This is a genomic window from Methylocaldum sp. 14B (genome assembly GCF_002005105.1).
Lineage (GTDB): Bacteria > Pseudomonadota > Gammaproteobacteria > Methylococcales > Methylococcaceae > Methylocaldum.
This window is the reverse complement of the sequence record NZ_MSCV01000016.1, coordinates 1-26,600: the sequence shown is the minus strand read 5'-3', so window position 1 is coordinate 26,600 and position 26,600 is coordinate 1. Positions and strand designations below refer to the sequence as shown.

General features: G+C 55.3%; 26 protein-coding genes and 1 tRNA gene. 11 read left to right on the top strand and 16 right to left on the bottom strand.

Features of this window, described 5'->3' with window-relative positions; all coding sequences use genetic code 11:
* Positions 1 to 33: 33 nt before the first annotated feature.
* The gene (locus B2A78_RS13045) at positions 34 to 432 is read left to right on the top strand and encodes a TraR/DksA family transcriptional regulator (protein ID WP_077730441.1); all 399 of its coding nucleotides are present in this window, start codon (positions 34 to 36) and stop codon (positions 430 to 432) included.
* A 26-nt stretch (positions 433 to 458) separates the two neighbouring features.
* Here B2A78_RS13045 and epmA read toward each other — a convergent pair whose 3' ends face one another.
* Both epmA and efp read right to left on the bottom strand, forming a co-directional pair.
* Positions 459 to 1,442, bottom strand: coding sequence for an EF-P lysine aminoacylase EpmA (gene epmA / locus B2A78_RS13040; RefSeq protein WP_077730440.1), 984 nt, complete (start codon positions 1,440 to 1,442; stop codon positions 459 to 461).
* A gap of 74 nt (positions 1,443 to 1,516) precedes the next feature.
* Positions 1,517 to 2,083 (bottom strand): elongation factor P, encoded by a 567-nt coding sequence (gene efp, locus B2A78_RS13035; RefSeq protein WP_077730439.1) that lies wholly within the window; start codon positions 2,081 to 2,083, stop codon positions 1,517 to 1,519.
* On the opposite strand from efp, the gene epmB reads away from it, so the two are divergent.
* Positions 2,067 to 3,146, top strand: a complete 1,080-nt coding sequence (gene epmB, locus B2A78_RS13030; RefSeq protein ID WP_240502520.1) for an EF-P beta-lysylation protein EpmB — start codon at positions 2,067 to 2,069, stop codon at positions 3,144 to 3,146. The two genes, efp and epmB, sit on opposite strands and share 17 nt — an antisense overlap.
* Positions 3,147 to 3,213: 67 nt before the next feature.
* Here epmB and pnp read toward each other — a convergent pair whose 3' ends face one another.
* The 7 genes from pnp to rimP form a co-directional block, all read right to left on the bottom strand.
* Complete coding sequence (pnp, locus tag B2A78_RS13025; protein ID WP_240502529.1) at positions 3,214 to 5,295, bottom strand: polyribonucleotide nucleotidyltransferase; 2,082 nt, start codon at positions 5,293 to 5,295, stop codon at positions 3,214 to 3,216.
* A gap of 19 nt (positions 5,296 to 5,314) precedes the next feature.
* Positions 5,315 to 5,584 carry a 30S ribosomal protein S15 gene (gene rpsO, locus B2A78_RS13020; protein ID WP_077730436.1) on the bottom strand — a complete coding sequence of 90 codons (270 nt, stop codon included), beginning with the start codon at positions 5,582 to 5,584 and terminating at the stop codon, positions 5,315 to 5,317.
* Positions 5,585 to 5,705: 121 nt separating this feature from the next.
* A complete protein-coding gene (truB, locus tag B2A78_RS13015) occupies positions 5,706 to 6,635 on the bottom strand; it encodes a tRNA pseudouridine(55) synthase TruB (protein WP_077730435.1) in 930 nt (309 codons plus the stop codon).
* 9 nt (positions 6,636 to 6,644) lie between these two features.
* A complete protein-coding gene (gene rbfA / locus B2A78_RS13010) occupies positions 6,645 to 7,010 on the bottom strand; it encodes a 30S ribosome-binding factor RbfA (RefSeq protein ID WP_077730434.1) in 366 nt (121 codons plus the stop codon).
* 31 nt (positions 7,011 to 7,041) lie between these two features.
* Positions 7,042 to 9,690, bottom strand: coding sequence for a translation initiation factor IF-2 (gene infB, locus B2A78_RS13005; protein ID WP_077730433.1), 2,649 nt, complete (start codon positions 9,688 to 9,690; stop codon positions 7,042 to 7,044).
* Positions 9,691 to 9,719: 29 nt separating this feature from the next.
* Positions 9,720 to 11,225, bottom strand: a complete 1,506-nt coding sequence (nusA, locus tag B2A78_RS13000; RefSeq protein ID WP_077730432.1) for a transcription termination factor NusA — start codon at positions 11,223 to 11,225, stop codon at positions 9,720 to 9,722.
* Positions 11,226 to 11,241: 16 nt separating this feature from the next.
* A complete protein-coding gene (gene rimP / locus B2A78_RS12995) occupies positions 11,242 to 11,694 on the bottom strand; it encodes a ribosome maturation factor RimP (protein ID WP_077730431.1) in 453 nt (150 codons plus the stop codon).
* Positions 11,695 to 11,976: 282 nt separating this feature from the next.
* Between rimP and B2A78_RS12990 the strand changes: the two genes are divergently transcribed.
* From B2A78_RS12990 to xseA, 3 genes are read left to right on the top strand one after another with little or no spacing between them, the layout of a single operon-like run.
* On the top strand, positions 11,977 to 12,351 hold the full coding sequence (locus B2A78_RS12990; RefSeq protein WP_077730430.1) for a rhodanese-like domain-containing protein: 375 nt from the start codon (positions 11,977 to 11,979) through the stop codon (positions 12,349 to 12,351).
* A 53-nt stretch (positions 12,352 to 12,404) separates the two neighbouring features.
* The gene (locus B2A78_RS12985) at positions 12,405 to 12,779 is read left to right on the top strand and encodes a S4 domain-containing protein (protein ID WP_240502519.1); all 375 of its coding nucleotides are present in this window, start codon (positions 12,405 to 12,407) and stop codon (positions 12,777 to 12,779) included.
* A gap of 42 nt (positions 12,780 to 12,821) precedes the next feature.
* Positions 12,822 to 14,180 carry an exodeoxyribonuclease VII large subunit gene (xseA, locus tag B2A78_RS12980; RefSeq protein ID WP_346425846.1) on the top strand — a complete coding sequence of 453 codons (1,359 nt, stop codon included), beginning with the start codon at positions 12,822 to 12,824 and terminating at the stop codon, positions 14,178 to 14,180.
* A gap of 33 nt (positions 14,181 to 14,213) precedes the next feature.
* Here xseA and B2A78_RS12975 read toward each other — a convergent pair whose 3' ends face one another.
* Positions 14,214 to 16,388, bottom strand: coding sequence for a bifunctional diguanylate cyclase/phosphodiesterase (locus B2A78_RS12975; protein ID WP_240502518.1), 2,175 nt, complete (start codon positions 16,386 to 16,388; stop codon positions 14,214 to 14,216).
* Positions 16,385 to 17,161 carry an MBL fold metallo-hydrolase gene (locus B2A78_RS12970; protein ID WP_077730427.1) on the bottom strand — a complete coding sequence of 259 codons (777 nt, stop codon included), beginning with the start codon at positions 17,159 to 17,161 and terminating at the stop codon, positions 16,385 to 16,387. The genes B2A78_RS12975 and B2A78_RS12970 overlap by 4 nt, the downstream gene beginning before the upstream one ends.
* Positions 17,162 to 17,485: 324 nt before the next feature.
* Here B2A78_RS12970 and B2A78_RS12965 point away from each other — a divergent pair, with 324 nt between their 5' ends.
* From B2A78_RS12965 to B2A78_RS12950, 4 genes are all read left to right on the top strand, one after another.
* Entirely contained in the window at positions 17,486 to 17,896 is a 411-nt protein-coding gene (locus B2A78_RS12965; protein WP_077730426.1) for a ketosteroid isomerase-related protein, read from the top strand.
* 10 nt (positions 17,897 to 17,906) lie between these two features.
* Positions 17,907 to 18,512 carry a GNAT family N-acetyltransferase gene (locus B2A78_RS12960; RefSeq protein ID WP_077730425.1) on the top strand — a complete coding sequence of 202 codons (606 nt, stop codon included), beginning with the start codon at positions 17,907 to 17,909 and terminating at the stop codon, positions 18,510 to 18,512.
* A gap of 247 nt (positions 18,513 to 18,759) precedes the next feature.
* Positions 18,760 to 19,632: a carbon-nitrogen hydrolase family protein gene (locus B2A78_RS12955; RefSeq protein WP_077730424.1), complete on the top strand. Its 873-nt coding sequence runs from the start codon at positions 18,760 to 18,762 to the stop codon at positions 19,630 to 19,632.
* Positions 19,633 to 19,877: 245 nt separating this feature from the next.
* Positions 19,878 to 20,348: a hypothetical protein gene (locus B2A78_RS12950; RefSeq protein WP_077730423.1), complete on the top strand. Its 471-nt coding sequence runs from the start codon at positions 19,878 to 19,880 to the stop codon at positions 20,346 to 20,348.
* Positions 20,349 to 20,429: 81 nt separating this feature from the next.
* Here the strand turns inward: B2A78_RS12950 and B2A78_RS12945 are convergent, their stop codons facing one another.
* Complete coding sequence (locus B2A78_RS12945; RefSeq protein WP_077730422.1) at positions 20,430 to 22,895, bottom strand: glycogen/starch/alpha-glucan phosphorylase; 2,466 nt, start codon at positions 22,893 to 22,895, stop codon at positions 20,430 to 20,432.
* Between the two features lie 185 nt (positions 22,896 to 23,080).
* On the opposite strand from B2A78_RS12945, the gene B2A78_RS12940 reads away from it, so the two are divergent.
* Complete coding sequence (locus B2A78_RS12940; protein ID WP_077730421.1) at positions 23,081 to 24,985, top strand: cytochrome c peroxidase; 1,905 nt, start codon at positions 23,081 to 23,083, stop codon at positions 24,983 to 24,985.
* A gap of 1 nt (position 24,986) precedes the next feature.
* Here B2A78_RS12940 and B2A78_RS12935 read toward each other — a convergent pair whose 3' ends face one another.
* A complete protein-coding gene (locus B2A78_RS12935; protein WP_346425845.1) occupies positions 24,987 to 25,475 on the bottom strand; it encodes a YqaA family protein in 489 nt (162 codons plus the stop codon).
* Between the two features lie 83 nt (positions 25,476 to 25,558).
* Here B2A78_RS12935 and B2A78_RS12930 point away from each other — a divergent pair.
* Positions 25,559 to 25,635 (top strand) — tRNA-Met (locus B2A78_RS12930).
* Between the two features lie 59 nt (positions 25,636 to 25,694).
* Here B2A78_RS12930 and B2A78_RS12925 read toward each other — a convergent pair.
* The 3 genes from B2A78_RS12925 to B2A78_RS12920 all read right to left on the bottom strand — a co-directional run bounded on the left by B2A78_RS12925 (position 25,695) and on the right by B2A78_RS12920 (position 26,517).
* Positions 25,695 to 25,913, bottom strand: a complete 219-nt coding sequence (locus B2A78_RS12925) for a tyrosine-type recombinase/integrase (RefSeq protein ID WP_205780771.1) — start codon at positions 25,911 to 25,913, stop codon at positions 25,695 to 25,697.
* Positions 25,914 to 26,102: 189 nt separating this feature from the next.
* Positions 26,103 to 26,267 carry a hypothetical protein gene (locus B2A78_RS26065; protein ID WP_168175412.1) on the bottom strand — a complete coding sequence of 55 codons (165 nt, stop codon included), beginning with the start codon at positions 26,265 to 26,267 and terminating at the stop codon, positions 26,103 to 26,105.
* A gap of 22 nt (positions 26,268 to 26,289) precedes the next feature.
* Entirely contained in the window at positions 26,290 to 26,517 is a 228-nt protein-coding gene (locus B2A78_RS12920) for a hypothetical protein (RefSeq protein ID WP_077730419.1), read from the bottom strand.
* Between the last annotated feature and the right edge of the window lie 83 nt (positions 26,518 to 26,600).

The window sequence follows — 26,600 nt, the reverse complement described above, 5'->3', positions numbered from 1 at the left end:
GCCACCTTGTTCCACTGACGAGAGGATAACGTTATGCCGCAGCACCTTACCGATAAACAGCTCGAAGCATTCCGCAATAGACTCGAAACGCGTCTTGCAGAACTGACCCGAGGCGTTCGTGAAGAAGTCATTCAGTCGGGTCGTCACCACTTTACCGATGTCGCCGGCGAGGTTCACGACTCGGAAGAAGCTTCGGTCGCCAATCTGGTCATCGATATGGAACTGCAAACGATAGATCGGCATATTCAGGAAATTCGCGAGATAGAATCCACTCTCATCCGTATCGGCAGCCGCGAATTCGGCATTTGCGTCGATTGCGAGCAACCGATCGCGTTAGCGCGGCTGGAGGCGAACCCTACGACCGAGCGCTGTATTGCCTGCCAGAGCGCGTACGAGAAGGAACAAGCCTTGACGCATTCACCGTCTCTGTAGATTCTGCCATTCGGCGCCTTTCCGGGTTAAGCTTGCGCCGTCGGAAACGCCAAGACATCCCCGATAGATTCCGCTCGCATCCTGATCATCAGCAGGCGATCCAATCCAAGAGCTATACCCGAGCAATCCGGCAGTCCACTCCTCAGCGCCGCCAGCAAGCGCTCGTCTTTAGCCGGCAAGGGCAAACCGTTTTCTTCTCGGATGACGAGATCCCGATCAAAGCGCTCTTCCTGCTCGACAGCATCGGCCAATTCGTGAAACCCGTTGCCCAACTCCAATCCTTCGAGAAATATCTCCACCCTTTCGACCACAAGCGGGTCGTCCGGCTTTTTTCGCGCAAGGGAAGGAAGAAAAGCGGGGAAATCGTAAACGAAAGTGATCCGCCCTCGCCCGAGATGGGGCTGGACCAGATGACTGAAGAGCAAATCGAGCCAAAGCGAGCGATCTCTGCCGCAAAGCGCCTCAGCCTCGGGAAGATCCCGAACTCTTGAGCGTTCGGAGAGTTCCTCGAACGAGGCCGATAACGGATCGACGCCTACATGCTCACGAAAAAGTTCGCGATAACTAAATCGCTCGGACGCTGCCAAAATCAGGTGATCACGGCAGATTTCTGCCAGCAGCGCATCGATCTCGTCGATCAATTCGGCTAAATCGAATCCCACCCTGTACCATTCCAAAAGCGTAAATTCGGGATTGTGATGGCGCCCCGACTCTTCGTTCCGAAAGGCCTTGCAGATCTGGTAGATCGAACCGCTGCCCGCCGCCAGCAGGCGCTTCATTGCAAATTCCGGAGAGGTTTGCAGATAAAGTTGTTCGCCCTCACTACTGCCGGGCTGACGGAGAACGGTCGTGAAAGGATTGAGATTCGGATCGGTAACGCCGGCGCGGCACAGCAGTGGCGTCTCGACTTCCAAGACGTTTCTAGCCGAAAAAAACTGCCGAATTGTCGCAAGCAAAGCTGCCCGCTTCTTAAGAGCAGTCAGGGAACAACTGGGGCGCCAGTCCGCCATCGTCGGAAGAAACGTCGCTTGAGGTCGGCGGATACGGCGGACATGCCGCGTCCGCCGTCGAGCATGAAGGGATGCTATTTGACCCGAGATACGTACTCGCCCGTGCGGGTATCGACTTTGATCACCTCGCCGGTCTGCACGAACAGAGGGACCCTGACGACCGCTCCGGTGTCCAGGGTTGCCGGCTTGCCGCCGCCACCGGAGGTATCGCCACGCACGCCGGGATCGGTTTCAACAATCGTCAGCTCCACGAAGTTGGGCGGCGTGACCGAAATGGGAGCATTGTTGTACAGGGTGACGATGCATACGTCCTGCTCTTTGAGCCATTTCTTGGCATCGCCCACCACATCGCTGTCAGCGGCATACTGTTCGAAACTCTCCGGAACCATGAAGTGCCACTGCTCGCCATCGTTGTACAAATATTGCATTTCCGTATCGACGACGTCCGCACCTTCCAATGTTTCTCCGGATTTGAACGTGCGCTCGATGACACGGCCGGTCTTGAGGTTGCGGAGCTTTACGCGGTTAAATGCCTGCCCCTTACCCGGCTTGACGAATTCGTTCTCGATGATCGAACACGGATCGCCGTCGAGCATCACTTTTAAACCGCCCTTGAATTCATTGGTGCTGAATGTCGCCATTCTCTCCTCGTTCGCTTCAGTTAACTCAAAAAATACCGCGCATTATAATGTACGGCTTTGTCCTAAGAAACCCGACGTCTCTATGAAAACGCCCTGGCAGGCCGAGCTGGCCGACTCATTTACCAAACCCGCCGACCTCTTCGCTTTCTTGGAGTTGGATGAGATCCATCAAGCGGAATTCCTGGAGGCGACGGACCGTTTTTCGTTTCGCGTTACGCAAAGCTACGCTCGGCGCATGAGCAAACGCAATCCTCGCGACCCGCTTTTGCTTCAAGTGTTGCCCGATGCGCAGGAACTGATCGACCATCCGAACTTTGCAAACGATCCGGTGGGAGACTTAAAAGCCGTGACCGCCCCGGGAGTGCTGCACAAATACCATGGACGAATGTTGCTGATCACCACCGGTGCGTGCGCCATCCACTGCCGTTATTGCTTCAGGCGAAATTTTCCGTACGACGCGAACATGATCGGCAAACGGCAGGAACAGGATGCCGTTGACGCCATTCGGAGCGACCTAAGTATCAACGAAGTGATTCTCAGCGGCGGGGATCCTTTGGTGCTGAGCGACGAACGCTTGGCCCAGTTAATCCAAAAAATCGGGGAGATACAGCACATCAGGCGACTTCGAATTCACACGCGCCTCCCGGTAGTTCTACCGAACCGCATCACAACCGAACTTATCGCCGCGCTGACGGAGGCTCGTTTAAAAAGCGTGGTCGTCATTCACGCCAATCACGCGAACGAGTTCGATCACGACGTCAACGATGCGTTAAACGCACTCCAAAAGGCCGGAATTACACTCCTTAACCAGACCGTATTGTTAAAAGGCGTGAACGACGATGCCGAAACCCTTGTTCGACTGAGTGAAACACTTTTCGAGAACGGCGTGCTGCCGTATTACCTGCACGTACTGGACAAGGCGCAAGGGACCAGCCATTTCGACCTGTCGACGGAAGATGCGTTAGCGATTTACCAAGTCATGAGGGAAGCATTGCCTGGTTATCTGCTTCCCAAACTCGTTCGGGAGGAGGTGGGCCGACCGTACAAGATGCCGGTCGGATAAGATTTCAAAACTCCGGAAAAGCCATCAGCGGAGCCGGAACCCCGCCACGTCGGAAGTATCGACTTATTTAGTCGACGGCTTTCATGCTGAGACGAACCCTTCCCTGACGGTCGATCTCAAGAACCTTAACTTTGACGATGTCGCCCTCGGCCAGCTTATCGCTGACTTTCTCCACGTGTTCGTCCGAAATCTGCGAAATATGGACCAGCCCGTCCTTACCAGGGAGAATCGTAACGAATGCGCCGAAATCCATCAGCCGGGCGACACGGCCTTCGTAAACTTTCCCAACCTCGACTTCGGCCGTGATCGCTTCGATACGGCGACGAGCCTCCATTCCGGCTTCCTTGTCGACCGAAGCCACTTTAACGACACCGTCGTCGCTAATATCGATGCTGGCTCCCGTCTCTTCGGTGATCGCACGAATCGTCGCGCCGCCTTTGCCGATGACATCGCGAATCTTGCTCGGATCGATGGTGAAGCTCATGATGCGCGGCGCAAAATCCGACATCTCCTTCCGGGGAGCCGGCAAAGCCTCCGCCATTTTCGCCAAAATATGCAAACGCCCTTCTTTGGCCTGCTCGAGCGCCTGCCGCATGATTTCCGGCGTGATGCCGTCGATCTTGATGTCCATTTGCAATGCGGTCACGCCGTCGCTGGAGCCGGCGACCTTAAAATCCATATCGCCGAGGTGATCCTCGTCGCCCATGATGTCCGAGAGCACCGCAAAATGATCGCCTTCTTTGATCAAGCCCATGGCGATCCCGGCAACGGGAGCCTTGGTCGGAACCCCGGCATCCATCAGTGCCAAGCTGGTTCCGCACACCGACGCCATCGAACTGGAGCCGTTGGATTCGGTAATTTCAGAAACGACTCGAATCACGTAGGGGAAGCTTTCCGGAGCGGGCATGATGGCCTGCACGCCGCGCTTCGCCAGCCTGCCGTGTCCGATTTCACGCCGTTTCGGCGCGCCTATCGGGCCGATCTCTCCCACGCAGAAAGGCGGGAAATTGTAGTGCAACATGAAGGATTCTTTATATTCGCCTTCTATTGCATCGATCAATTGAGCATCGCGTCCCGTACCCAAGGTGGCAACCACCAGGGCCTGAGTCTCGCCGCGGGTGAACAGTGCGGAACCGTGAGTACGCGGCAGTACGCCTGTACGTATCGTAATCGGCCGTACGGTCTTCAAATCCCGTCCGTCTATGCGTTTGGATTCGTTCAGAATCCGCCACCGGACCACATCCGATTCCAATTTTTCCAGCATGCCTCGAACGGCGTTCTCGGCATAATTCCCGTCCGCCGTCAAAGCATCGATCGTTGCTTTGCGAATTTCTCTGAGTTTCTGCTGACGAGTCTGCTTATCAGCTGTCTGATAAGCTTCGGCAATCTGCGCTGCCGACAAATCCTTAACGGCCTGGTATAAGGCCGCGTTGGCAGCGGGTGGCTCCCAGTTCCATGGCGTGACACCCACGGTCTCGGCCAGTTCATGGATCGCCTTGATAGCCGTCTGCATATGCTCGTGGCCGAACAACACGGCTCCGAGCATGACTTCTTCCGGAAGCATATCGGCTTCGGACTCGACCATCAGAACCGCCTTTTCCGTACCGGCAACGACCAAGTCCAGCTTTGAATCTTCAAGAACCGAACCGGAAGGATTGAGCACGAATTGGCCATCGATATAGCCGACACGCGCTGCGCCGATCGGTCCTTGGAAAGGCATGCCCGAAAGCACCAGAGCCGCGGATGCCCCCAGCATCGAGGGAATATCCGGATCGACTTCGGGATTCAGGGAGAGAACCGTGGCAACGACCTGAACCTCGTTGGTGAATCCTTCCGGAAAAAGCGGGCGAATGGGCCGATCGATCAAGCGCGCGGTGAGGGTTTCTTTCTCGCTCGGCCGTCCCTCGCGCTTGAAAAAGCCGCCGGGGATGCGACCCGCCGCGTAGGCTTTCTCCTGATAGTTGACGGTCAGGGGGAAGAAATCGGTCTCGGGCGACGCCTCTTTCTCGCCAACGGCAGTGACCAAAACCACGGTTCCGGCCATATCCACCATAACGGCGGCATCCGTCTGGCGCGCAATTTCGCCGGTCTCGAAGGTAACGAGATATTCGCCGTACTTAAACTGTTTCCGAATCGGATTCACAATAATACCTTTACCGGGTGAACAACTATTTACGTAGACCCAATCGTTCAATCAAAGTCCGATAACGGTCGGAGTCCTTGCTCTTTAAGTAATCCAACAATTTGCGACGTCGATTGACCAAGCGCAACAAGCCGCGCCGCGAATGGTGATCTTTCTTGTTCTTAACGAAATGCGGAGTAAGGTGGTTAATCCGGGCGGTAAGCAAGGCCACCTGAACTTCCGGCGAGCCGGTGTCGTTCGCCGCTCGCTGATATTCTTGCATCACAGCGCTCTTGTCTGCAGTTTCAAAGGCCATTTTTTTCTCCTGAACAAACTTGTTTAACTTAATAAACTCACAATTGTAACTGTAGCTCTAGATGCGTTTCAATCGAAACGCCAACGAACTCAGAGTAATTTACGATCTAAGAGCCACCCTATTAAGATAGCTCCTGAACATCGCTCTGAACCGCCTTGACCAAACGCCGCGGTGTCACCCGTCCGTCGTCAAGAATCTCGCCCACTCCCATGAAAACAGATTGTTTTGCATACAATCTAACCCATCCATGCTTCGGCGCTTTAGGAACTAAAACGGCTTGGCCCTTTCGCACATAAAAACCGAGTTCGTCACTCAATTGAACCGCCGGCAAGGCGGATACGATGCGATCCATCGGGAGAACCAGTCCCAGCAATTCGCTTTCATCGAGTGTTTCCATACTTTCCAGCGTGTGAGAGTCGGCAATCGATAAGTCTCCTACCCCCGTACGTCTCAACATCTCGACATGGCCGCCGCAACCCAACGCTTTGCCGACGTCCTCGGCAAGGGTCCGGATATATGTGCCTTTCGAACACGCGACGTCCAATTGCAGACTCGACGAATCGAACCCCAGCAGCTTCAATTCATGAATGACCACTCGACGGGGTTCCCGTTCCACCTCGATGCCTTGGCGGGCCAAATCGTAAAGGCGTCGCCCTTGATGCTTGAGCGCAGAGTACATCGGCGGAACCTGAAGGATCTCGCCGCGGAATCCAGCCAGAACCTGCTCAACCACGTCCTCGCTCAGTGGCTTCACGGCCTTCGTCTCGACAATCTCGCCCTCGGAATCTCCGGTAAGTGTCGCTATCCCAAGGCGAACCTTCACCCGATAACGTTTGTCCGTATTCAGGAGAAACCCCGACAATTTCGTCGCTTCGCCCAAACAAATCGGGAGCAAACCGCTGGCGAGCGGATCGAGGCTTCCGGTATGACCGGCCTTTTGCGCTTTCAAAATCCGCTTGACCTTTTGCAGCGCCGCGTTTGACGTCATACCGGAAGCTTTGTCCAACAGCACAATGCCGTTAATGGACCGCAAATCGTTGCGGCGACTCATCGCTACCACCTATTCGCCGCTTTTCGGCTCTTCATGCAGCCGATCCAGGAGTGCATCCATATGCATGCCGCGCTCGATCGAATCGTCGTAGACGAAATGGATCTCGGGCATATTACGGATGCGAAGGCGCTTTCCCAGTTCGCGACGCAGCATCGGGATCATCGTCGATAAGAGCGCCACACATTTTTCGGCCGGCTCCTTGGCTCCCAAGAAAGTCACGAAAACTTTGGCTACAGCAAGATCACGGCTTACTACGGCATCGCTCACGGTAACCATTCCAAGGCGAGGTTCTTTTACCTGCGTCCGAATAAGATCCGCCAATTCCCTTTGGAGCTGCGAGGCAACCCGGTCGCTCCGTTTAAACTCTCTCGGCATATGAACTTAGACCGTCTCGATACTGAATCGTCTAGCGTTGCACTTGCACTTTTTCGAACACTTCGATCTGGTCGCCGACCTTGACGTCGTTGTAGTTCTTTATGCCCATACCGCACTCCATGCCCGCTTTGACCTCGCCGACGTCCTCTTTGAAGCGGCGCAGAGAATCCAACTGCCCTTCGAAGACCACCACGTTGTCTCGTAACACGCGGATCGGCAGATTCCGTTTTACGTGGCCGTCCAGCACCATGCAGCCGGCGATAGCACCGAATTTCGGATGACGGAACACGTCCCTAACCTCGGCAACGCCGACGATCTGCTCCTTGAACTCGGGTTCCAGCATCCCGCTGATGGACTTCTTGATTTCGTCGATCACATCGTAAATCACACTGTAATAGTGTAAATCGATGCCCCGCTCCTCAATGATCTTGCGCGCACCCGCATCGGCACGGACGTTGAATCCGATGATGATCGCGTTGGACGCCAAAGCAAGATTGGCGTCGGATTCGTTGATGCCGCCGACACCACCGGCAATGACTTTCACTTTGACCTTATCAGTCGAAAGGTCCGTCACCGACGCTCTCAGCGCTTCAAGACTGCCTTGCACGTCGGCCTTGATGATCAGGTTCAGATCCACGCTTTCGCCGCTTTCCATGCGCGAGAAGACATCCTCGAGCTTGGTCGCCTGCTGCGCCGCCAATTTACTGACACGCAGTTTTTCTTCGCGATGCAAGGCGATCTCACGCGCCTTACGCTCGTCGGCAACGACGATGAATTCATCGCCGGCGTTCGGCGCGCCCGACAGCCCCAGCACCTCGACGGGCATCGACGGTCCGGCCTCTTTCACCGGCTTGCCATTTTCGTTGAACATGGCCCTGACACGCCCGAATTCCATGCCGCACAGGATAAAATCGCCCTTCTTCAACTGGCCACGCTGCACGAGAATGTCTGCCACTGGCCCTCGCCCTTTCTCGAGCTTCGATTCCAATACCACGCCGCTTGCGGGTATCTCGAAAGGCGTTCTGAGCTCAAGAACCTCAGCCTGCACGAGAATGGCGTCGAGCAATGCGTCGATACCCTGACCGGTCTTGGCGGAAACACTCACGAATTGGGTGTCCCCACCCCATTCTTCCGGGACCACATTGAGCCCGGTTAGTTCTTGTTTTACTCGATCCGGATCGGCTTCCGGTTTATCGATCTTGTTGACTGCCACGACCAGGGGAACATTGGCGGCGCGGGAGTGCTCCACGGCTTCGCGAGTTTGCGGCATCACGCCGTCGTCGGCAGCGACCACCAGCACCACGATATCCGTGACCTTGGCACCGCGTGCACGCATCGCCGTAAACGCGGCATGGCCAGGCGTATCCAAGAAAGTCACCGCGCCGTGATCCGTCTTGACCTGATAAGCGCCGATGTGCTGGGTAATGCCACCCGCCTCGCTGGCCGCGACGCGGCTCTTGCGAATATAGTCGAGCAATGAAGTCTTGCCGTGGTCGACGTGTCCCATGATGGTTACCACCGGAGCTCTCGGCAACTGCTCAATCTCCTCAGCCACCGACATGGTAGCCATAATCTCGGCCTCCAGAGCGTTTTCGACCTGCGGTATGGCCTTATGGCCCAACTCTTCGACCACCAAAGTGGCGGTATCTTGATCGAGTACTTGGTTGATGGTGGCCATCACTCCCATTCCCATCAACGTTTTGATGACTTCGGTCGCCTTAATGGACATCCGCTGGGCCAAATCCGATACCGTAATGGATGCGGGAATGGCGACCTCACGCACCACCGGGGCGGTTGGCTTCTCAAATCCGTGCCGGGCTTCCGGAAATGCAACAGGGCCTTTGGTGACTTTAAGCTTTTTCTTTTTATCTTTTCTTGCGTCATCGAGACCAAAGGGCTCACGAGCACCTTCGCTTCGGCCTTTAGGACGTTCAACGCCCGGCTTCTTTTTGGCACGTTTGGCTTCTGACTCTAAATGACGTGGGAGCTCCACCTCTTCCCGCTCGGCCGACACAGGCGGAACGACCGGTTTTTTAGGCGCAGGTATTTCTGCCGCGGGTGCGGGCGGCTCACGCTCTTCCACACTCACCGCTTTTTCGGTACGCTGCTGTTCTTCGACCAGACGTCGAGCCTCCTCCCGCTGCATCTCTTCTTCCGCTCGTCTAGCCTCTTCGAGCAAACGCTGTTGCTCGGCGGCTCTCTCCGCTTCTTCGCGCTTCCTTCTCTCTTCTTCTTCCAAGGCCTTACGCCGGACTTCTTCCTGCTGAGCGCGCAAAGCTTCCTGGGCTTCAAGTTCTCTCTGCTGGTCCTCGAGTGCCTGCCGCGCCTTTTCTACCTCAGTGCGACGTTCGCTCAGCTCGGGAAGCTCGCTTCGCTTGACATAGGTCCGCTTCTTGCGGACTTCTACGCTGATGGTCTTCACGCCCTTGCCGGGAATCTTGCCCTGCTTAAGCTCGCTAACGGTGCGCCGCTGCAGCGTTACCCGCTTCGGCTCTGCCATTTCCCCCTCGCTTCTGCCGTGGCTCTGCCGCAAATAACTCAGAAATCGAAGCTTTTCAGTATCGCTGAGAACATCGTCCGCGTCGCTTTTTTCCAAACCCGCATCGCCCAACTGCGTAAGCAGTCGATCTACCGGAATGCCGACCACATCGGCAAGTTGCCGTACCGTCACATCGCTCATTCTTTCAGCCCCTGCCCTGTCAAATCCTCTTAACCTTCAGCAAACCACGGTGAGCGGGCCGTCATGATCAAACGCGCAGCCCTAGCTTCGTCCATACCCTCAACCTCCAGCAATTCGTCGACCGATTGTTCGGCCAAGTCCTCTATTGTCCTCACACCTCGCGCAGCAAGACGAAAGGCCGTTTCACGGTCCATTCCCTCCATCTCCAGCAACTCCTTGGAAGGCTCCGAAGATTCAAATTCTTCCTCGTTGGCGATCGCCTTGATCAGCAACGCGTCGCGCGCTCGATTTCGTAGCTCCTCGACGATGTCTTCGTCGAACTCCTCGATCTCCAATAGCTCCTTGGCTGGAACGTAAGCCAACTCTTCAACCGTCGAAAATCCCTCTCTAACCAGAATCTCGGCGACGCTCTCGTCCACGTCCAGCTGTTCCATGAACGACTGCATGAGCTTGGCCGTCTCCAGCTCATTCTTGGCTTCCGCCTGGGAAGCGCCCATTACGTTGAGCGTCCATCCGGTCAGCTCCGATGCAAGTCGCACGTTTTGTCCACCGCGCCCAATGGCTTGAGACAGGTTTTCATCCGCCACGGCAATATCCATCGAATGCTTGTCCTCGTCGACCACGATCGAGACGATCTCAGCCGGCGACATCGCGTTAATCACGAATTGAGCGTCGTTCTCGTTCCATAAAATAATATCGATACGCTCACCGGCTAACTCATTGGATACCGCCTGGACCCGGGAACCGCGCATACCCACGCATGCGCCCACCGGATCTAGCCGTAGATCGTTGCTCTTTACGGCCACTTTCGCACGAACCCCGGGATCTCGAGCAGCCCCCTTGATTTCAATGACCCCTTCGCTGACCTCCGGAACCTCCAGCCTAAATAATGCAATCAAAAGTTCGGGTGCCGTGCGACTGACGAACAACTGAGGCCCCCGAGACTCCGGGCGTACAGCTTTCAAATAGCCCCGCAAACGATCGCCGGACCGCACAGCCTCGCGGGGTATCATCTCGTCCCTGGGAACAAAGGCTTCGACGTTACCGCCCAGATCGAGGTAGACATTGCCCCGCTCGACGCGCTTGACGACGCCGGTCACAAGCTCGCCGACCCGGTTCTTGTAGGCATCGACGACTTTCCGGCGTTCCGCATCCCGCACCTTCTGTACAATAACCTGCTTGGCGGTCTGCGCCGCAATGCGTCCGAATTCAATGGATTCGATGGGCTGTTCGATATAGTCGCCAACCTGAATATTGGGCCGAATCTTTCGTGCCTCGTCCAAGGAAATCTCGATATCCGGGTTTTCGACGCCAGCCTCATAGTCCGCATTGGAGTCAACGACCAGCCAACGACGGAATGTCTCATAGCCCCCGGTTTTCCGGTCAATCGCGACGCGCACGTCGATTTTGTTGTCGTGGCGCTTGATTGTTGCGGTGCGAAGCGCATCCTCTATGGCGCCGAAAATGACCTCTTTATCGATGTCTTTCTCATTGGATACGACATCCACCACCAACAAGATTTCTTTATTCGCCATCGCGTCGTCCTTAGATTTAACTACCAAACTCAGGCGCCAGGCGCGCCTTTTCAATTGATTCAAATGGAATTCGCAAAGTTTCGCCACCCTCTTGAATTAGAACGTAATCGCCTTCCACGCCTGCCAGGTAAGCCTTAAATTTGCGCCGCCCATCGATGGGCCGGGCGAGCTGCAAACGGGCCAGACTACCCTTGAAGCGCACGAAGTGCTCCAACTTGGAAAGCGGCCGGTCAAGACCTGGCGACGAAATTTCAAGCTGATAACGACCGGGAATCGGGTCCTCCACATCGAGTACGCCACTCAGTTGATAGCTAACCCTCGTGCAATCGTCGAGAGTGATGCCAGACTCGCTGTCGATGTAGACTCGGAGCACGCGCCGGTGGGCGTCGAACTCTATGTCTATCAGTTCATATCCCAAGCCGCTAACGACCGGCTCAATCAAACCCGCCAAACGCTCCTGCGGCTTCATTGCGACCTCGTAAATTTCACTCACAAAAAATGGGCGCAATGGCCCATTCTTGTTTTGTTATTCCCTTTAAAAACTAAAAAAGCCCCTATGGGGCATACCTTATCAAAGCGGGGCGACTCTAATCACACACTCTTAAAGTAACCCGCTGTTTATAGACGCATGTTACCACACAAACAACTAAATGTGGAACTCCCGTTATCATACGCGGGCACCGATTGCCTATACCCAATTAATAACCGCGGGCGTACCATAAAGAGACACGATAAAGAGAGGAGAATTCCGATGCCTTTAACTCCGATGGACTTGGTCGCCGAAGCGAAGCGACACATTAGAGAAGTCAATCCTGAAGAAGCTAAAGCCCTAATCGGCAAAGCACTGGTTCTGGATGTCCGGGAACCGGCGGAATTCACGCTAGGCGCCTTGCCTGGCGCGGTAAACATTCCGCGCGGCGTACTGGAGTTCAAGATCGACAGCCACCCGACGTTTCAAAATCGGCGTGACGCCGACATCCTCGTCTACTGCCAGACCGGCGGCCGTTCGGCTCTGGCGACCGAGGCACTCAAAAAGCTGGGCTACGTAAACGCCGTCAGCCTCGCGGGCGGCTTTAAACTTTGGCAGGAATCCGGCCAAGCGGTGGAAACGCCTCCCGCTTCTTGAAGCTTATGGCGTCTAGTCGTAATGGAGACGATCGCTCGGCTTCCGAAGGGCGAATGCGCCTCGACAAGTGGCTGTGGGCAGCCCGGTTTTTCAAAACCCGCCAGCTGGCCATAGATGCCATCAACGGGGGCAAAGTGCATCTAAACGGACAACGGGCGAAGCCCGGAAAGGAAATCGGCGTCGGCGCAAAGCTTAGAATCAGCAAGGATCAATACATTTGGGATATTACGGTTCAAGCTTTATCGTCCCAGCGTCGTCCAGCCGCCGAAGCAGTGCTGCTTTACGAAGAGACTCCGGAAAGCATCACGCGCCGGCAGGCTGAAGTCGACAGGCGACGCGATGAACGGTCGCTTTCCCTCCAACCGGAAACCAGGCCGAACAAGAAGGAGCGGCGCCAGATCCACCGATTCAAGCGCGGCCCGGAATAGTGGCGCGTAGATTTTCTGAATCGCCTTTCAACCACGATGACCATGTCGTCTAAACCCGCTCCTCGGCCGGAGGTCGTATACACCGTCTCGCGACTGAACCGGGAAACCCGTTTTCTGCTCAACGACTGCTTCGGCAGCATCTGGATCGAGGGTGAAATCTCCAATCTCTCGACCCCCTCTTCCGGGCATATTTATTTCAGTCTGAAAGATACCGAGGCTCAGATTCGCTGCGCCATGTTCCGTGCACAGAGCCGATCCCTCGACTTCAAGCCGGAGAACGGCGATCACGTGCTGATCAAGGCTCAAGTCAGCCTCTACGAACCGCGCGGCGATTTCCAACTGATCGTCGAATACATGGAAGAAACCGGCGACGGCCTACTGTTGCGCGCGTTTGAGGCTTTAAAGCAGCGTTTGGCGGCCGAAGGACTATTTGATGCCCAGCACAAAAAGCCGATCCCGAGTCTGCCGCAATGCGTAGGCGTCATTACTTCGCCGACGGGGGCAGCCGTCCATGATGTTCTTACCGTGCTCCGGCGCCGCTACCCCTCGGTCCCCGTAATCATTTTCCCGGTTAAGGTACAGGGCGCCGAAGCTAAATTCGAAGTCGTGAAGGCCCTCGCCGCGGCGGATCGGCTACAGATGTGCGATGTCCTGATATTGGCCCGCGGCGGCGGATCTCTGGAAGACTTATGGGCGTTCAACGAAGAAATCGTGGCCCGCGCGATTTTCGAATGCAAGACGCCGGTGGCTACGGGGATCGGGCATGAGATAGATACCACGATTGCCGATTTCGTCGCGGATCTGCGCGCGCCGACACCGTCGGCAGCCGCGGAGGCGGTAACGCCCGATTGCGCCGCCTTGCTGGCCCGATTCGAACGGATCGAGCAGCAGCTTTGCCTCCGCATGAAAGCGGTGCTCGAACGCGATCGAAATACACTGCGCGTTCTCGGCAAACGCTTGCAGCAAGAACATCCCAGCAAACGCCTCCAAACCCAAAGCCAGCGATTGGATCGTTTGGACCTCCAACTCAAGCGAGTAACGAGAAATTCGCTGTCCAATCTGGACGTGCGACTGCGGACACAATTCGCTGCTTTGTCCAGACACCGGCCCCAACAGCGCCTACAGATGCTCGAAGAAAGACGATGTCAGATTTACCAACGCCTTTGTCTCGCGATTCAGCGGGCTCTCGAAAAGCAGGATCAGCATGTCTCCGGCCTCGCGGAGCACCTCCACGCGGTGAGCCCTTTGGCGACGCTGACACGCGGTTATGCTGTCGCCTACAAACAGGACACGGGAGAAATTCTGCGCTCTTATCGCGATATCCAGCCAGGTGAAAGCATGGAGACCCGGCTTGCGGACGGCATCCTGATCAGCCGAATCGAGGAGGCGCGAAAATCCTGAAAAATGGCGGCGATCAGGAGGAAGCTATCACCTTTATACGCCAGGCTTCGGTACAAAATCAGGCAGCGGCATTCCGATATGGAAGCCTTGGACGTAATCGATTCCCATGTCTTGAAGAACCGCCAAGGTGTTTTCGGATTCGACAAACTCTGCAATGGTTTTAATGCCGAGATCGCGGCAAAGACGACTGAGATTGCCCACCAACGCCCGATCGATGCGGGAATTCAAGATGTTGCGCACGAACTCGCCGTCGATCTTGACATACTCGAAGTGCAATTCCCGCAGGTAATGGAAAGAGTTGTAACCGCTCCCGAAATCATCCAGGGCGAAGGAAAAGCCGATACGCCGCAACTTGGCCAGAAACTTACGCATATGAGCCATGTCGCCGATCGCTTCCCGCTCCATGACTTCGAAGACGACACGACTCGGCGGAAAACCGAGGCGATCGCATAGCCCCTCCGCAAACCCGAGAATTCCACGTTCTCGCATTTCTTGAGCCGATAAATTGATGAACAAGCGAGGCAAGGGGTCATCCGCTCCGACTAACGCGCTCGCGGCGGAAAACGCATCCGTCAGAATGGACCTATCCAATTCCCGAGCCAATCCGTATTTTTCAACTGTCTTTATAAATACCCCGGCCGACACGACTTCTCGTCCGGGTTTGATGAGGCGCGCAACCGCTTCGTAAGCGAACAATGCCCCCTTTCGGCAATCAACGATCGGTTGATAATAAGGAATGATGCGGTGTTCGCTCAGGGCTTGCCGAAGCTCTTCTGCATAGATCCGGCTGTGACGGCTCAGCTTCACCGATTCGTCCGCCGATTCAAGCGTCGATACTTCGTCCTTGCCCATTCCCTTGGCGTGATAGAGGGCCATGTCCACGCCAGCGATCAAGTCGACGGCATCCTTCCCGTTCTTCGGATAACTGACCAGACCAATCGAAGTGGTGATATAGAACTGGCGTCCGTCCGGTGCCTCGAGTCGCATTCCACGCAGCCGCTCCCGCAGCGACTCGGCCACACTCAGCGCACCCGATGGCGGCGTCTCGGGCAGAATCACAGCAAACTCGTCCCCGCCAATGCGGAAAGCAATGTCGCCCTTGCGTAAATAACCGTGCAGGCATTCACCGATTTGAACCAGCGTTTTGTCGCCAGCGGGATGGCCGTACGAATCATTAATGTCCTTGAAATTATCCAGATCGAGCAACAAGATCGAAAACTCATGCCCGTGCCGCGCAGAGCGCTCGATTTCGTAATCCAACATTTCGGTAAACCGTCGCCGGTTGCAAAGTCCGGTGAGCGGATCGTGCTCGGAATAGTATTCCAGCTCATCCAATGTGTGCCCCAGCGACTTGCTTGAACCAACCACCATAACCATTACCGACAGCAAAGAACGGATCATGCTGAGTTCCTGCACATCCGGCGGCGTTGCTGAGGAGTAAACCACCCCGAGCAATCCCGCGAGCTGAGGCGCATATTCAGGCATCATCACGGCAAGGGTTCTGATATCGTCTAGATCAATGATATTTGCGTCACCGCCAACCTGATATTCTTCGATCTCGACCGCCGCATCCGGAGGCAGCTTGAGCTTTTCGATCGCTTCCCCGATTAGTCGCTCCTTGACCGAACATTTGATTTGATCGGAATACGAGCCGAAGTAATAGAAAAACAGCGATAAGCCGTGATCTTCGAGAAAGGCGATGAAAAAGAAATCAAAAGGAAAGATATTGCGGAAACCGACAAGAATTTCCTGAACGAACTCATCCCAATGCGTCACACGCTCATGGGAAAAAATGATTTGCTCCAACACTTGGCTCTGGCGCTCGAACAATTCTTTCTCCACCAGCGTCGAAGCCAAAAGATCCATGGTCTGACTGAACTCCCTCAAAACTTCCTGTATGTACTTTCCGTTTCGATGCCATTGCCGCTGTCTTTCGTCCGCCAGCAGATTCAAGCTGCGATCTAATTTACTGCAGTGCTGCAATATGATTTTAGATCTCGGGGTATCGCTTTCCAGATCGGCAATGACGCTAGCGTGGACGCGTTCTATCATGGCCCGAATCGTGGCGCCGAACATCTGCGTCCGGGTTTGACTTTCGAGCAGCGAGGATAACTGCTCCATCACCTGTTTGCGCAGCTTATTGAGCTGCGATGGCATTCCACGCTGAGGGTCGAGAGAATCGGGGATGGTTTTGGCCATCAAATTCATAATTGCGTGTCCTTAGGAAAGCGTCCTCCTTTTTCCATGAGATCGATCCCGCACTGCAAATTCGAAAACCAGCCGATAAAATCCCTTACAGCGTTGCCCCGGTAAATCGGCCCATGCTGGGGAGCCAACATTTCGATTTCCAGGCCTGAAATCGTATCTACCCAGCACCTGGCAGCTCGGTTCGAACACATGTAGCGGCGGTGAAATCCTTCGATATAAGGGAGATGACTCGCGAAATCATCAACGAACTCGTATGCCAAATGCTCTGGAAGCATCGCCGCTCCTATATCGCCGGTGAATAGGATTTTGGCGATCGGATCATAAACATTGAGCTGGCCTTCGGAATGTAAGAAATGTGCCGGCAATAATTTCAACTCAAAGCCCGGCGAAAAAGCACATGACATACCTTCATCCGGTACTGGAACGAAGCGGCTCAAATCCCTGATGCCGTAGTGCGGAAGAAAGCGGAGCCAGATGCGAGGAGCATATACCGGGGCCGCGGTGAGCTCTAACCAAGTAGAAAGTCCACCCACGATGTCGGGATCCTGGTGCGACAAAATGATGGCGCGTAAATCCCGAGGCTCAAGATATTGAAGCAATTCGGTGAGCGCCCCAGGCATAACCCCAAAACCACCTGGATCGAGCAAGACTCCATATCCATCATGGAGAACCAGATACTGATTGGAACGGATACCTTCTTCTTCGCCCGGTTCGCTCTCGTTTAGCAAAATGAACCGATGCTCCGGCGTTTTGAACAACGTAACGTTTCGCACGGCTAACCTCTTGTTATTGTTATTATTCCGTTGTGGATGTCCGTTTAGTATCACGTGACTCGCTTCCCTGGAGCACTATTTTAGAGCACATTTCCGAATCGTACGCTAATCCACGACGATACCTGGCTGAAGGGCAGAAAAACCGTATCATTTAAATGAAAATTTTTCTGTAAGCCTTTTCTTACAAACGCAATAAGCGACTACAAACAATCGATTCGCCTCATCGATATTCCAGTCAAGATCGATTAAACTAGCGAGTTTACATTTTTTCCTATATATCCCGGATGCGATCCGGAACGACATCAACCTTTAGCGGAATTTGCCATGAACAAAGAGAGCCAAGCACTGATCGAAAAGTACTACACTGCTTTCAACGCCGGAGACATGGATACGTTTCTAAGCCTGCTTACCGATGATGTTATCCATGACATCAACCAAGGACAGCGGGAAATCGGCAAAGAAGCATTTCGCGAGTTCATGAACCGGATGAATCGGAACTACAAGGAACAGTTGGTCGACATGGTCATCATGACCAGCGACGACGGCAAACGGGCCGCTGCGGAATTCGTGGTTCTCGGCGAATATCTGGTGACCGACGAAGGCTTGCCGCCCGCCAAAGGCCAGAAATATCGTCTTCCGGCCGGCGCGTTCTTCGACATCCGCGACGGCAAGGTGGCGCGCATCACCAATTACTACAACTTGCAGGACTGGATCGCCCAAGTCGAAAAGGGCTAAGGCTAAGGCTATGACCGACTCGATCAGCATCAAGCGCTTTACCGGCCAAGACCCGGAATTGCAGCCGTTTTTGCCTGATCTGGCGCGACTGCGAATCGAAGTATTCCGGGATTTTCCATATCTCTACGACGGAAGCTACGAGTACGAGGAGAAATACCTCCAGACCTATACGCGGTCGCCGGAAAGTGTGATCGTGCTGGTGCTGGACGGCGATAAAGTGGTGGGCGCGACGACCGGAATACCGATGGAACATGAAACCGAAGAGTTTCAGAAGCCCTTCGTGGAACACGGTTACGACCCGAAGAAAATTTTTTATTGCGGGGAATCGGTATTGCTGAAGGACTACCGCGGTAAAGGCATTTATCCCAAGTTCTTCGAGGAACGGGAAGGCCACGCCCGGTCTCTTGGCCGATTCGACTGGAGCTGCTTCTGCTGCGTGCAGCGCCCCGAAAATCATCCGCGTCGCCCCGCGGATTACGTCCCGCTCGACCGGATCTGGAGCAAATTCGGCTATACCAAGCATCCGGAATTGGCGACCACATACACGTGGAAAGACCTGGATGAGGAAATCGAATCGCCCAAACCCATGGTCTTCTGGCTCAAGCCATTAACCTAGAAACAGCAGTTGACCGCTTCGATGAACCGGGAAAGTCCGATGACTTCTAATCGTCCTAGCTTTTTTCTGCCTGACCGTTTGGGTGACGCCGCTACGCACCCGACTGCACGGCGGGCGGGCCACCTGGCGGCGTTGCTCCTCTTTGCGGGAGACTACCCCGCCGCATCGCCGCGCCTTGCCATCCGTCCCGCCCGCCGCACACTCGGGCACGTCCAACCGCCGTTTCTAGGTTAAAGGAAAACACCTGATGCCATCTCAAGCATTCCTTTTAGCTGCCGCGCAATACAACATCGGCTTTCTCAAAAGCTGGGACGATTATTCCGCCAAAATCGCCCGCTGGGTCGCCGACGCCGCGGATAACGGCGCCAAGATGCTGCTGTTCCCGGAGTACTTCAGCATGGAGCTCGCGTCCCTTTTCCCGGAAGAAGTTTACAAATCGCTGTCCAAACAACTGAGCGAAATGCAGACTCTGCTGCCGGATTTCGTGATGCTGTTTTCCGACATGGCGGAACAACACGGCGTCCATATCGTGGCCGGTTCCTTTCCCGTCCGAATGGAGGACGGCAGCTATCGGAATCGGTCGTTTCTGTTCCGGCCGGACGGAACGACCGATCATCAGGACAAGCTTCAGATGACCCGGTTCGAAAACGAACACTGGCTGATTACCGGCGGCGAGGAAATCAAGACGCTGGATACCGAATTCGGACGGATCGGCATCAATATTTGCTACGACAGCGAGTTCCCGATGATCGCTCGCAAGCAGGTTGAGGCCGGTGCCGATTTGATTCTGGTGCCGAGCTGTACCGACACACTGGCGGGCTATCACCGCGTCCGCATCGGCTGCCAGGCACGCGCTCTGGAGAACCAATGCTATATCGTGCAATCGCCCACGGTGGGTCAGGCGCCGTGGTCGGAAGCGGTGGACGTCAATATCGGCGCCGCCGCGGTCTACACGCCGGTGGATTACGGCTATCCGGACAACGGAATACTCGCCATCGGCGAGCTCAATCAAGCGCAGTGGGTTTACGCCGAAATCGATCTCGCTTCGATAGCCCACATCCGGCAAACCGGACAGGTGTTCAATTACCGCGATTGGCCAGGCCAGTTTCGCTACGTCTGATAAAGATCGGGAGCAAGCACCGCTCATCCGGCGCTTGCTCCGTCGAAAGGTCTTGCGAGTCTCCGTAATCCCAAGACTTCCGACTCACCCCCGCCCTTGTGGCAAACCGGTCGAACTAATCGTCGGAATTCTGGTCTTTGATGAACACATCCCGGTAACTGCGCTATGGCGATATAATCGTCCCACTGGCATTCCGACCGGAATCTCTCACATTCCTTCTTCTTCGTTCGAGATGGAGAACGACTATGGCAAAGAAGCAACCCTCAAAGCACGCCGAGGATACTGCGGAGACCAAGAAAAAGCCGGCTTCCGAAAGCGTTAAGAAAGCCGCTGCAGAGCCCACTACCGGTTCCGTGGGCGAGCGCCCGGAATATATTTCAGAAAAGGTTACCGAACCGGCAGAAGGCGCCCGAGAAGGCTTCGGGGAAGCCATCAAGGAAGGCGCAGAACACGCACGTTCGGCTTTTGCCGAACTCATTCCGGAGGTCGGCGGCATGATTCACAAAGGCGTGTATTCGGGTTTCTATTACTTGAGCTATGGCGTGGTTTTCGGCTCATTGATGGTCGCCAACCTGCTTCCCGCGCACAGTGCAATGGAAGAAGGCGTACGCGATGGCGCCGAAGCGGCCAGGAAGGCATTCGAAGGACGGCACGAAGGCGTCCACGACGCTTCGCACACCGAAGCGTCCGACGAGGAAGGTCTGACTACAGCCTGATCGCCCCTATCCTAGAACCGGCCGGTTCGCCGAATGGCCGACGGCGATCTGCCGGCGGCGGGCACCTTCGCTGTTCTAGACTTACCGGCGGGTGGGTATGTCCCAGATTCGCTCCGCATATTCCTCGATGGCGCGATCGCTCGAAAACCAACCGGAAAAAGCGACGTTCAAAATCGCTTTTCGCGTCCACATCTCGGGATCGCGATACAAGCGATCGACTTCCTCCTGGCAAGCGATATACGACTCATAGTCCGCTAACAACGCGAACCTATCTCCCTCTCGAAGCAAAGAGTCGACTAAGGGCTTGAACCGATCGGGCTCGTCCGCCGAGAAATACCCCGTCGAAATCATCTCGAGCGCGAGCTTCAGCTCCTTGTTGGCGTGGTAATAGTTCCAAGGGTTATAGCCGCTTCGGCGCAGTTCGCCGAGCTGCTCGGCGGTATGCCCGAAAATGAAAATATTGTCCTCGCCCACCCGCTCCCGAATCTCGATATTCGCTCCGTCCAAAGTGCCGATGGTGATCGCGCCGTTAACCGCCATCTTCATATTGCCGGTGCCCGACGCTTCCATTCCGGCCGTCGAAATCTGCTCGGACAGCTCTACCGCCGGCATGATTTCCATTGCGCGAGACACGTTGTAGTCGGGGACGAAAACCACTGTCAAAAGGCCATCGATTGCCGGGTCCTGGGCGATCACTTTCGCCACATCGTTGATCAACTTTATGACCAGCTTGGCCGCGTGGTAACCCGGCGCAGCCTTGCCGCCGAAAATGACCGTGCGCGGCACGGCGTCGCCCGCGGACCCGAAACGCAATCGGTTATACCGAGTGATGACATGCAGAACATTGAGCAGTTGGCGCTTGTATTCGTGCATGCGTTTGATTTGTACGTCGAACAGGCTTGTCGGATCGATCCGAATATTCAGGCGTTCATCGATGAGCGCCGCCAAATGCGCCTTATTGGCCGATTTGACCGCTCGAAACCGCGCGCGAAATTCGGCATCGTCCGCCAAAGGCGCAAGTTCTCGTAGCCGCTCCAGATCGGTCACCCAGTGGGGGCCGATGGATTCCGTGATCAGCGCGGCGAGACCTCGATTGGCCTGATTCAGCCAACGCCGCGGCGTGATACCGTTGGTGATGTTCACGAACCGGTCAGGAAAAATTGTCTCGAAATCCCGGAATATCGTGGTTTTCATCAACTGGGTGTGCAACGCGGCCACGCCATTGACTTTGTGGCTGCCGATGATGGCAAGATGGGCCATCCGGAGTCGTCTTCCCCGATCTTCATCTATGATCGAAACCCGACGGAGCAGTCCGGTATCGCCCGGAAACCGCTCACTGACCTCCTTAAGAAAGCGATGATTGATCTCGTAAATGATTTGCAGATGGCGCGGAAGCAGCTCCTCGAACAAACGCACCGACCAGACTTCCAAGGCTTCGGGCAGCAGCGTGTGGTTGGTATAGGAAAAGGTCCGAACGGTAATGTCCCAAGCGTCGTCCCAGGGAACGCGATGCTCATCCACCAAGATACGCATCAATTCGGGAATCGCGACCGATGGGTGGGTGTCGTTGAGTTGAATGGCCACTTCCCGGGGCAATTCGGAAAAATCGCGGTGATCGGTTGAAAAGCTTTTCAGAATGTCCTGCAGCGATGCGCTGACAAAAAAATATTCCTGCTTGAGCCGCAGCTCCCGCCCCATTTGCGTGGTATCGTCCGGATACAGCACCTTGGACAGGTTTTCAGACTGGGTTTTTTCTTCGACCGCCTTGATGTAATTGCCTTCGTTGAAATATTTCAACTCGAAGTCACGGGAAGCCTTCGCCGCCCAAAGGCGCAGGTTATTGACGGTTTCGCCGCCATAGCCCGGAACGGGTATGTCGTAGGCCATGGCCATCACGTCTTCCGTATCGGTCCATCGATATCGCACCAGCCCGTCGACATCCCGATATTCCACGACATGCCCGCGAAACTGCACGCGGTAAAGAACGTCGGGACGGGGGAACTCCCAGGGATTGCCGTAACGCAGCCAGTTTTCCGGATGCTCGATTTGATAGCCGTCCTCTATGCGCTGCGAAAACATCCCGTAGTCGTAACGTATCCCGTAGCCGAATCCCGGAAGCTGGAGCGTGGCGAGGGAATCGAGGTAACATGCCGCAAGACGCCCCAATCCGCCGTTGCCCAAGGCGGCTTCTTCCTCGGTCTCGGCTAGTTCCTCCAGGCTTAGCCCGACATCTTCCAAGACCTGCTTGAACTCGTCATAGCATCCGATATTGAGCAAGCTGTTCCCTAGGGCCCGGCCGATCAGAAACTCCATCGACAGGTAATAAACCCGCTTCGCATCCTGCAAATAGTACCGGCGCATGGACTCCATCCAGCGCAGAGTGAGAAGATCCCGTACGACATACGCTAACGCGAAAAACCAATCCCGTTCCTGCGTCTCCACCGGGTCCTTGCCGATGGAGTAAATCAGGCGGTTGACTAGAGCGCGCTTTAGCGAAGGAATGTCTTTGGGATTTAAGAGTTCGTATAGATCTTGAGATACCGTCATCGCCCGTAGGCTCCTTGAGCTCGAATGTTATCCTATCCAATCGGTTTGGACCGGTGCACGACCGGCCCGACGAATTTTTTGACCGCGAGCGGTCTAAGACGTGCTCGCAAAGTGCGTCCACATAAAAATAAGAACGGTTTAGCCCCTCTTTAGTTTACGATCATTCAGCACTCCGGTTACGTCTCATGAATATCCGCTATGTGGCGCCTATCATCTATTGCCTGTTCACTTCGCTCGACCCGGCATACGCCGCCCAGCCGGAAAAACCCTTGGCACCGGGCTACAAGCCGCTGGCCTTCGAATTACCCGCGCCCGGCACCTATGTCTTGCCCGCGCTGGGTGAAGCGTCCAATGGACAGGTCTTGGACAGTACCGGGAACGAGCTGGATTTGCATGGCTTGTACGGCGACAAACTGGTCCTTCTAAGCTTCATCTATTCCACTTGTAGCGATGTCAACGGCTGTCCTCTCGCGACCGCCGTCTTTCACAAGATTCAGCGCCGTCTCGAACAAGAGCCGGAAATCTTCAAGCACTTGCGTCTGATCACCTTGAGTTTCAACCCCCAGCATGACACCCCGGAAGTCATGGCTCACTACGGAAAAGCTTTCGCCAAAGATGCGGACTGGCGCTTTCTGACAACCCAATCGGAGCAGGAAATCCAGCCGATTCTGACCGCCTACGGCCAATCCATCCAAAAAGATTTCGACGCCGATGGAAAATTCCTCGGCACATTCTCCCATGTTCTCCGAGTCTTCCTAATCGATCGGGAAAAGCAAATACGCAATATCTACACAGTCTCTTTTCTGCATCCCGACACGCTAGTGAACGATGTAAAAACACTCCTGGCGGAAAAATCGACCGTCGCGACGCAGCAACCACCCGCCGGCCGTGTCGCTTTTCTCGGCGGCGGCGACAATAAGACGGGTTATGAGGCAGCCGATTTCGCCACCCGGTCCATCGCTCTCGCGGAGCGCTCCGGCCAGCGAACCAACCTGGTCGAATACGCCAAGCGCCCTCCCCTGGGCCTGCCCCCGGTTCCAACGCCGAGGGACAATCCGATGACCCCGGCCAAGGTCGAACTGGGCCGAAAACTGTTCTTCGATCGTCGTCTATCCTTGAACAACACCTTCTCGTGCGCCATGTGCCACATTCCGGAGCAAGGCTTCAGCAGCAACGAGCAGGCGACTGCCGTCGGCATCGAAGGGCGCACGGTACGCCGCAACTCGCCGACGATTTATAACGTGGCTTATCTTAAACGTCTGTTCCATGACGGACGCGAGAGCCGCTTGGAACAGCAAGTCTGGGGGCCTCTGTTGGCCAACAACGAAATGGGGGCTCCTTCGGTCGGTTACGTGGTCGATAAAATTCAGGGCCTCCCCGATTACGCCGGCCTTTTCGAAAAGGCCTTCAAGCGCGGCCCTTCGATGGAAACCATAGGCATGGCTTTAGCTAGCTATGAAAGAACCTTGAACTCGGCCGATTCGCCTTTCGACCGCTGGTATTTCGGAAAGAAAAAAGACGTGCTGCCTGCCGAAGCGCGTCTCGGGTTCGAACTGTTCACCGGCAAGGCCGGTTGCTCCCAGTGCCACACGATCGCCAAGGATCACGCCTTGTTCACCGATCAGCTGATGCACAATACCGGCATCGGCTTCCGCGCCGCCATGGCCAACGATAAGCCAAAGCAGAAAATCCAAGCGGCACCGGGAGTTACCCTCGAAATCGACGCCGACATCCTCGCCGCCGTCAGCGAGCCCAAACCGAACGATCTCGGCCTTTACGAAATCACCCAAGACCCTAAAGACCGTTGGAAATACCGAACGCCTGCCTTACGCAACATCGCGTTGACCGCGCCGTACATGCACGACGGCTCTCTTTCCACGCTAGAGGAAGTTCTCGAGTTCTACAATCGAGGCGGCGTTCCCAACGAAAATCTCGATCCGCTGATTAAGCCCTTGAACCTCGATCCGACTGAAATCAAGGCTCTTGTCGCATTTCTGCAATCACTAACGGGCAGTAACGTACCGGCCATCGTTTCCGATGCCTTCGCCGCGCCGGTCGGCGATCCCATGGACAAGCAAGCGCAACGATGACTCAAACAAATGCATAAACGACAGCGGCATAGCGCAAAGCCTTGCCTATCGCCATAGCCAAGACCGACCGCCAAAACGGCAGACGCAACCAACCGGCCGCGAAACAGAATCCGTCCCCGACGACGGGCAGCCACGAAAACAATAAGATCGGAAGCCCCCATCTTCGCACCGAGGCTACCGCCTTTTCCTGGCGCGACTTTGCAAGGCGCTCGGCCGGATACTTGATCGCAGTGAAAAATCCCAACACCCAAGTTGTGACAGCCCCCAACGTATTCCCGGACGTAGCCGTCAACAGCAACACTTCCGGCGAAAGCTCGGTCTGGCTGACGAGATAAGCAAGCACGGCCTCCGAACCGCCCGGCGCCAAAGTAGCGGACACAAACGCGCTGCCGAAAAGACTCCAAAGAGCAAATGTGCCTGTCAAAACTGCCATTGCCGATTGTTTAAGAAATATTCTGTATAAACGCCAACTTGCTTTTTTCGCGGCCAAAAAATTCAAAATACCGTGACATGGCCAATCGCGAATATTGACAGAAGCGACGTGAAAAAAGTACTATTTCAACTCTAATTTATGGCTACGTAGCTCAGTTGGTTAGAGCACCGCATTCATAATGCGGGTGTCGGCGGTTCAAGTCCGCCCGTAGCTACCACAAATTCAAAAAGGCTTAGGCGTTTCGCCTAAGCCTTTTTATTTTCGGTGTCATCCCCGTCAAAGGATCAAATTCGAGCACTTCCCGCAGAAGATCCGGCGCAAGATGCGCATGGTCATGGTTAGATTGGCATGGCCGAGGATTCGCTTAAGCGCCAGGATGTTACCACCATTCATCATGAGTTGGCTGGCAAAGGTATGCCGGAGAACGTGAGACATCTGCCCTTCGGGAAGTTCAATTTCCGATCTCTCGACGAAAGACCGATGACACTTGACCATACCGCTGTCTCGGTCGGAGATAACGTCCGAACTCGTACACCCTCAGGCTGCGCTTTCGATAGACCTCGCCCAATGCATTGAACGACCCCGGATGATCGACCAACGGATGGAGAGGTGGTTCAAGCGCTCGATGGAGCCGTTGACCCGCTCGACGATTGCGGTGTCGGCGATGAAGAGTTTTTGCAGGGCCTAGAGGTGGCCCATGGCGTCCTGGTAGGCGGCGAGTTTGAGATCGCCGCCCCTTTGCCGTTGGCGTTCGTAGAACCCGAGGGCGTAGTCGCAGAGTTCCCGGATGGCGCTGACTTTGACGGTGACGGTTTGGCCAATGGCTTTTTGGCGGGCGGTTTTCGTCATGGCGGTGTCTTCCCCGATGCGATTACAAAAAGCTGTCGGCCTGGAAGGCTTGCGCCCACATCAAGGCGACGTTGACCAGGCGGTGCTTGCCGATGACCTTGGAGGGGATATGGCCCCGGTTCACCCAGGCGTCGACGATGCCGACCGGGACGCCGGAGAGTTCGGCATAGCGTTGCCTCGTGATGTAGGCGATCGGGATCTGGAGGGGCGGCACCGAGGGGGTGACTTGACCCAAACGTTCGTCTTCCATACGCTTCCTCTTCAACTGTCACTTTGTGGCTGCAATGCGTAGTATTGATTTCTGAGATGTTGTCATTATGGCAACTGCCTTAA

What these genes read in the sequence shown, in the direction of transcription:
- B2A78_RS13045 (WP_077730441.1), top strand. Translation starts at nt 34, where the DNA reads ATGCCGCAGCACCTTACCGATAAACAGCTCGAAGCATTCCGCAATAGA.
- epmA (WP_077730440.1), bottom strand. Translation starts at nt 1,442, where the DNA reads ATGGCGGACTGGCGCCCCAGTTGTTCCCTGACTGCTCTTAAGAAGCGG.
- efp (WP_077730439.1), bottom strand. Translation starts at nt 2,083, where the DNA reads ATGGCGACATTCAGCACCAATGAATTCAAGGGCGGTTTAAAAGTGATG.
- rpsO (WP_077730436.1), bottom strand. Translation starts at nt 5,584, where the DNA reads ATGGCCTTTGAAACTGCAGACAAGAGCGCTGTGATGCAAGAATATCAG.
- truB (WP_077730435.1), bottom strand. Translation starts at nt 6,635, where the DNA reads ATGAGTCGCCGCAACGATTTGCGGTCCATTAACGGCATTGTGCTGTTG.
- rbfA (WP_077730434.1), bottom strand. Translation starts at nt 7,010, where the DNA reads ATGCCGAGAGAGTTTAAACGGAGCGACCGGGTTGCCTCGCAGCTCCAA.
- infB (WP_077730433.1), bottom strand. Translation starts at nt 9,690, where the DNA reads ATGAGCGATGTGACGGTACGGCAACTTGCCGATGTGGTCGGCATTCCG.
- nusA (WP_077730432.1), bottom strand. Translation starts at nt 11,225, where the DNA reads ATGGCGAATAAAGAAATCTTGTTGGTGGTGGATGTCGTATCCAATGAG.
- rimP (WP_077730431.1), bottom strand. Translation starts at nt 11,694, where the DNA reads ATGAAGCCGCAGGAGCGTTTGGCGGGTTTGATTGAGCCGGTCGTTAGC.
- B2A78_RS12990 (WP_077730430.1), top strand. Translation starts at nt 11,977, where the DNA reads ATGCCTTTAACTCCGATGGACTTGGTCGCCGAAGCGAAGCGACACATT.
- B2A78_RS12985 (WP_240502519.1), top strand. Translation starts at nt 12,405, where the DNA reads ATGCGCCTCGACAAGTGGCTGTGGGCAGCCCGGTTTTTCAAAACCCGC.
- xseA (WP_346425846.1), top strand. Translation starts at nt 12,822, where the DNA reads ATGTCGTCTAAACCCGCTCCTCGGCCGGAGGTCGTATACACCGTCTCG.
- B2A78_RS12975 (WP_240502518.1), bottom strand. Translation starts at nt 16,388, where the DNA reads ATGAATTTGATGGCCAAAACCATCCCCGATTCTCTCGACCCTCAGCGT.
- B2A78_RS12965 (WP_077730426.1), top strand. Translation starts at nt 17,486, where the DNA reads ATGAACAAAGAGAGCCAAGCACTGATCGAAAAGTACTACACTGCTTTC.
- B2A78_RS12960 (WP_077730425.1), top strand. Translation starts at nt 17,907, where the DNA reads ATGACCGACTCGATCAGCATCAAGCGCTTTACCGGCCAAGACCCGGAA.
- B2A78_RS12955 (WP_077730424.1), top strand. Translation starts at nt 18,760, where the DNA reads ATGCCATCTCAAGCATTCCTTTTAGCTGCCGCGCAATACAACATCGGC.
- B2A78_RS12950 (WP_077730423.1), top strand. Translation starts at nt 19,878, where the DNA reads ATGGCAAAGAAGCAACCCTCAAAGCACGCCGAGGATACTGCGGAGACC.
- B2A78_RS12945 (WP_077730422.1), bottom strand. Translation starts at nt 22,895, where the DNA reads ATGACGGTATCTCAAGATCTATACGAACTCTTAAATCCCAAAGACATT.
- B2A78_RS12940 (WP_077730421.1), top strand. Translation starts at nt 23,081, where the DNA reads ATGAATATCCGCTATGTGGCGCCTATCATCTATTGCCTGTTCACTTCG.
- B2A78_RS12925 (WP_205780771.1), bottom strand. Translation starts at nt 25,913, where the DNA reads ATGGTCAAGTGTCATCGGTCTTTCGTCGAGAGATCGGAAATTGAACTT.
- B2A78_RS26065 (WP_168175412.1), bottom strand. Translation starts at nt 26,267, where the DNA reads ATGACGAAAACCGCCCGCCAAAAAGCCATTGGCCAAACCGTCACCGTC.
- B2A78_RS12920 (WP_077730419.1), bottom strand. Translation starts at nt 26,517, where the DNA reads ATGGAAGACGAACGTTTGGGTCAAGTCACCCCCTCGGTGCCGCCCCTC.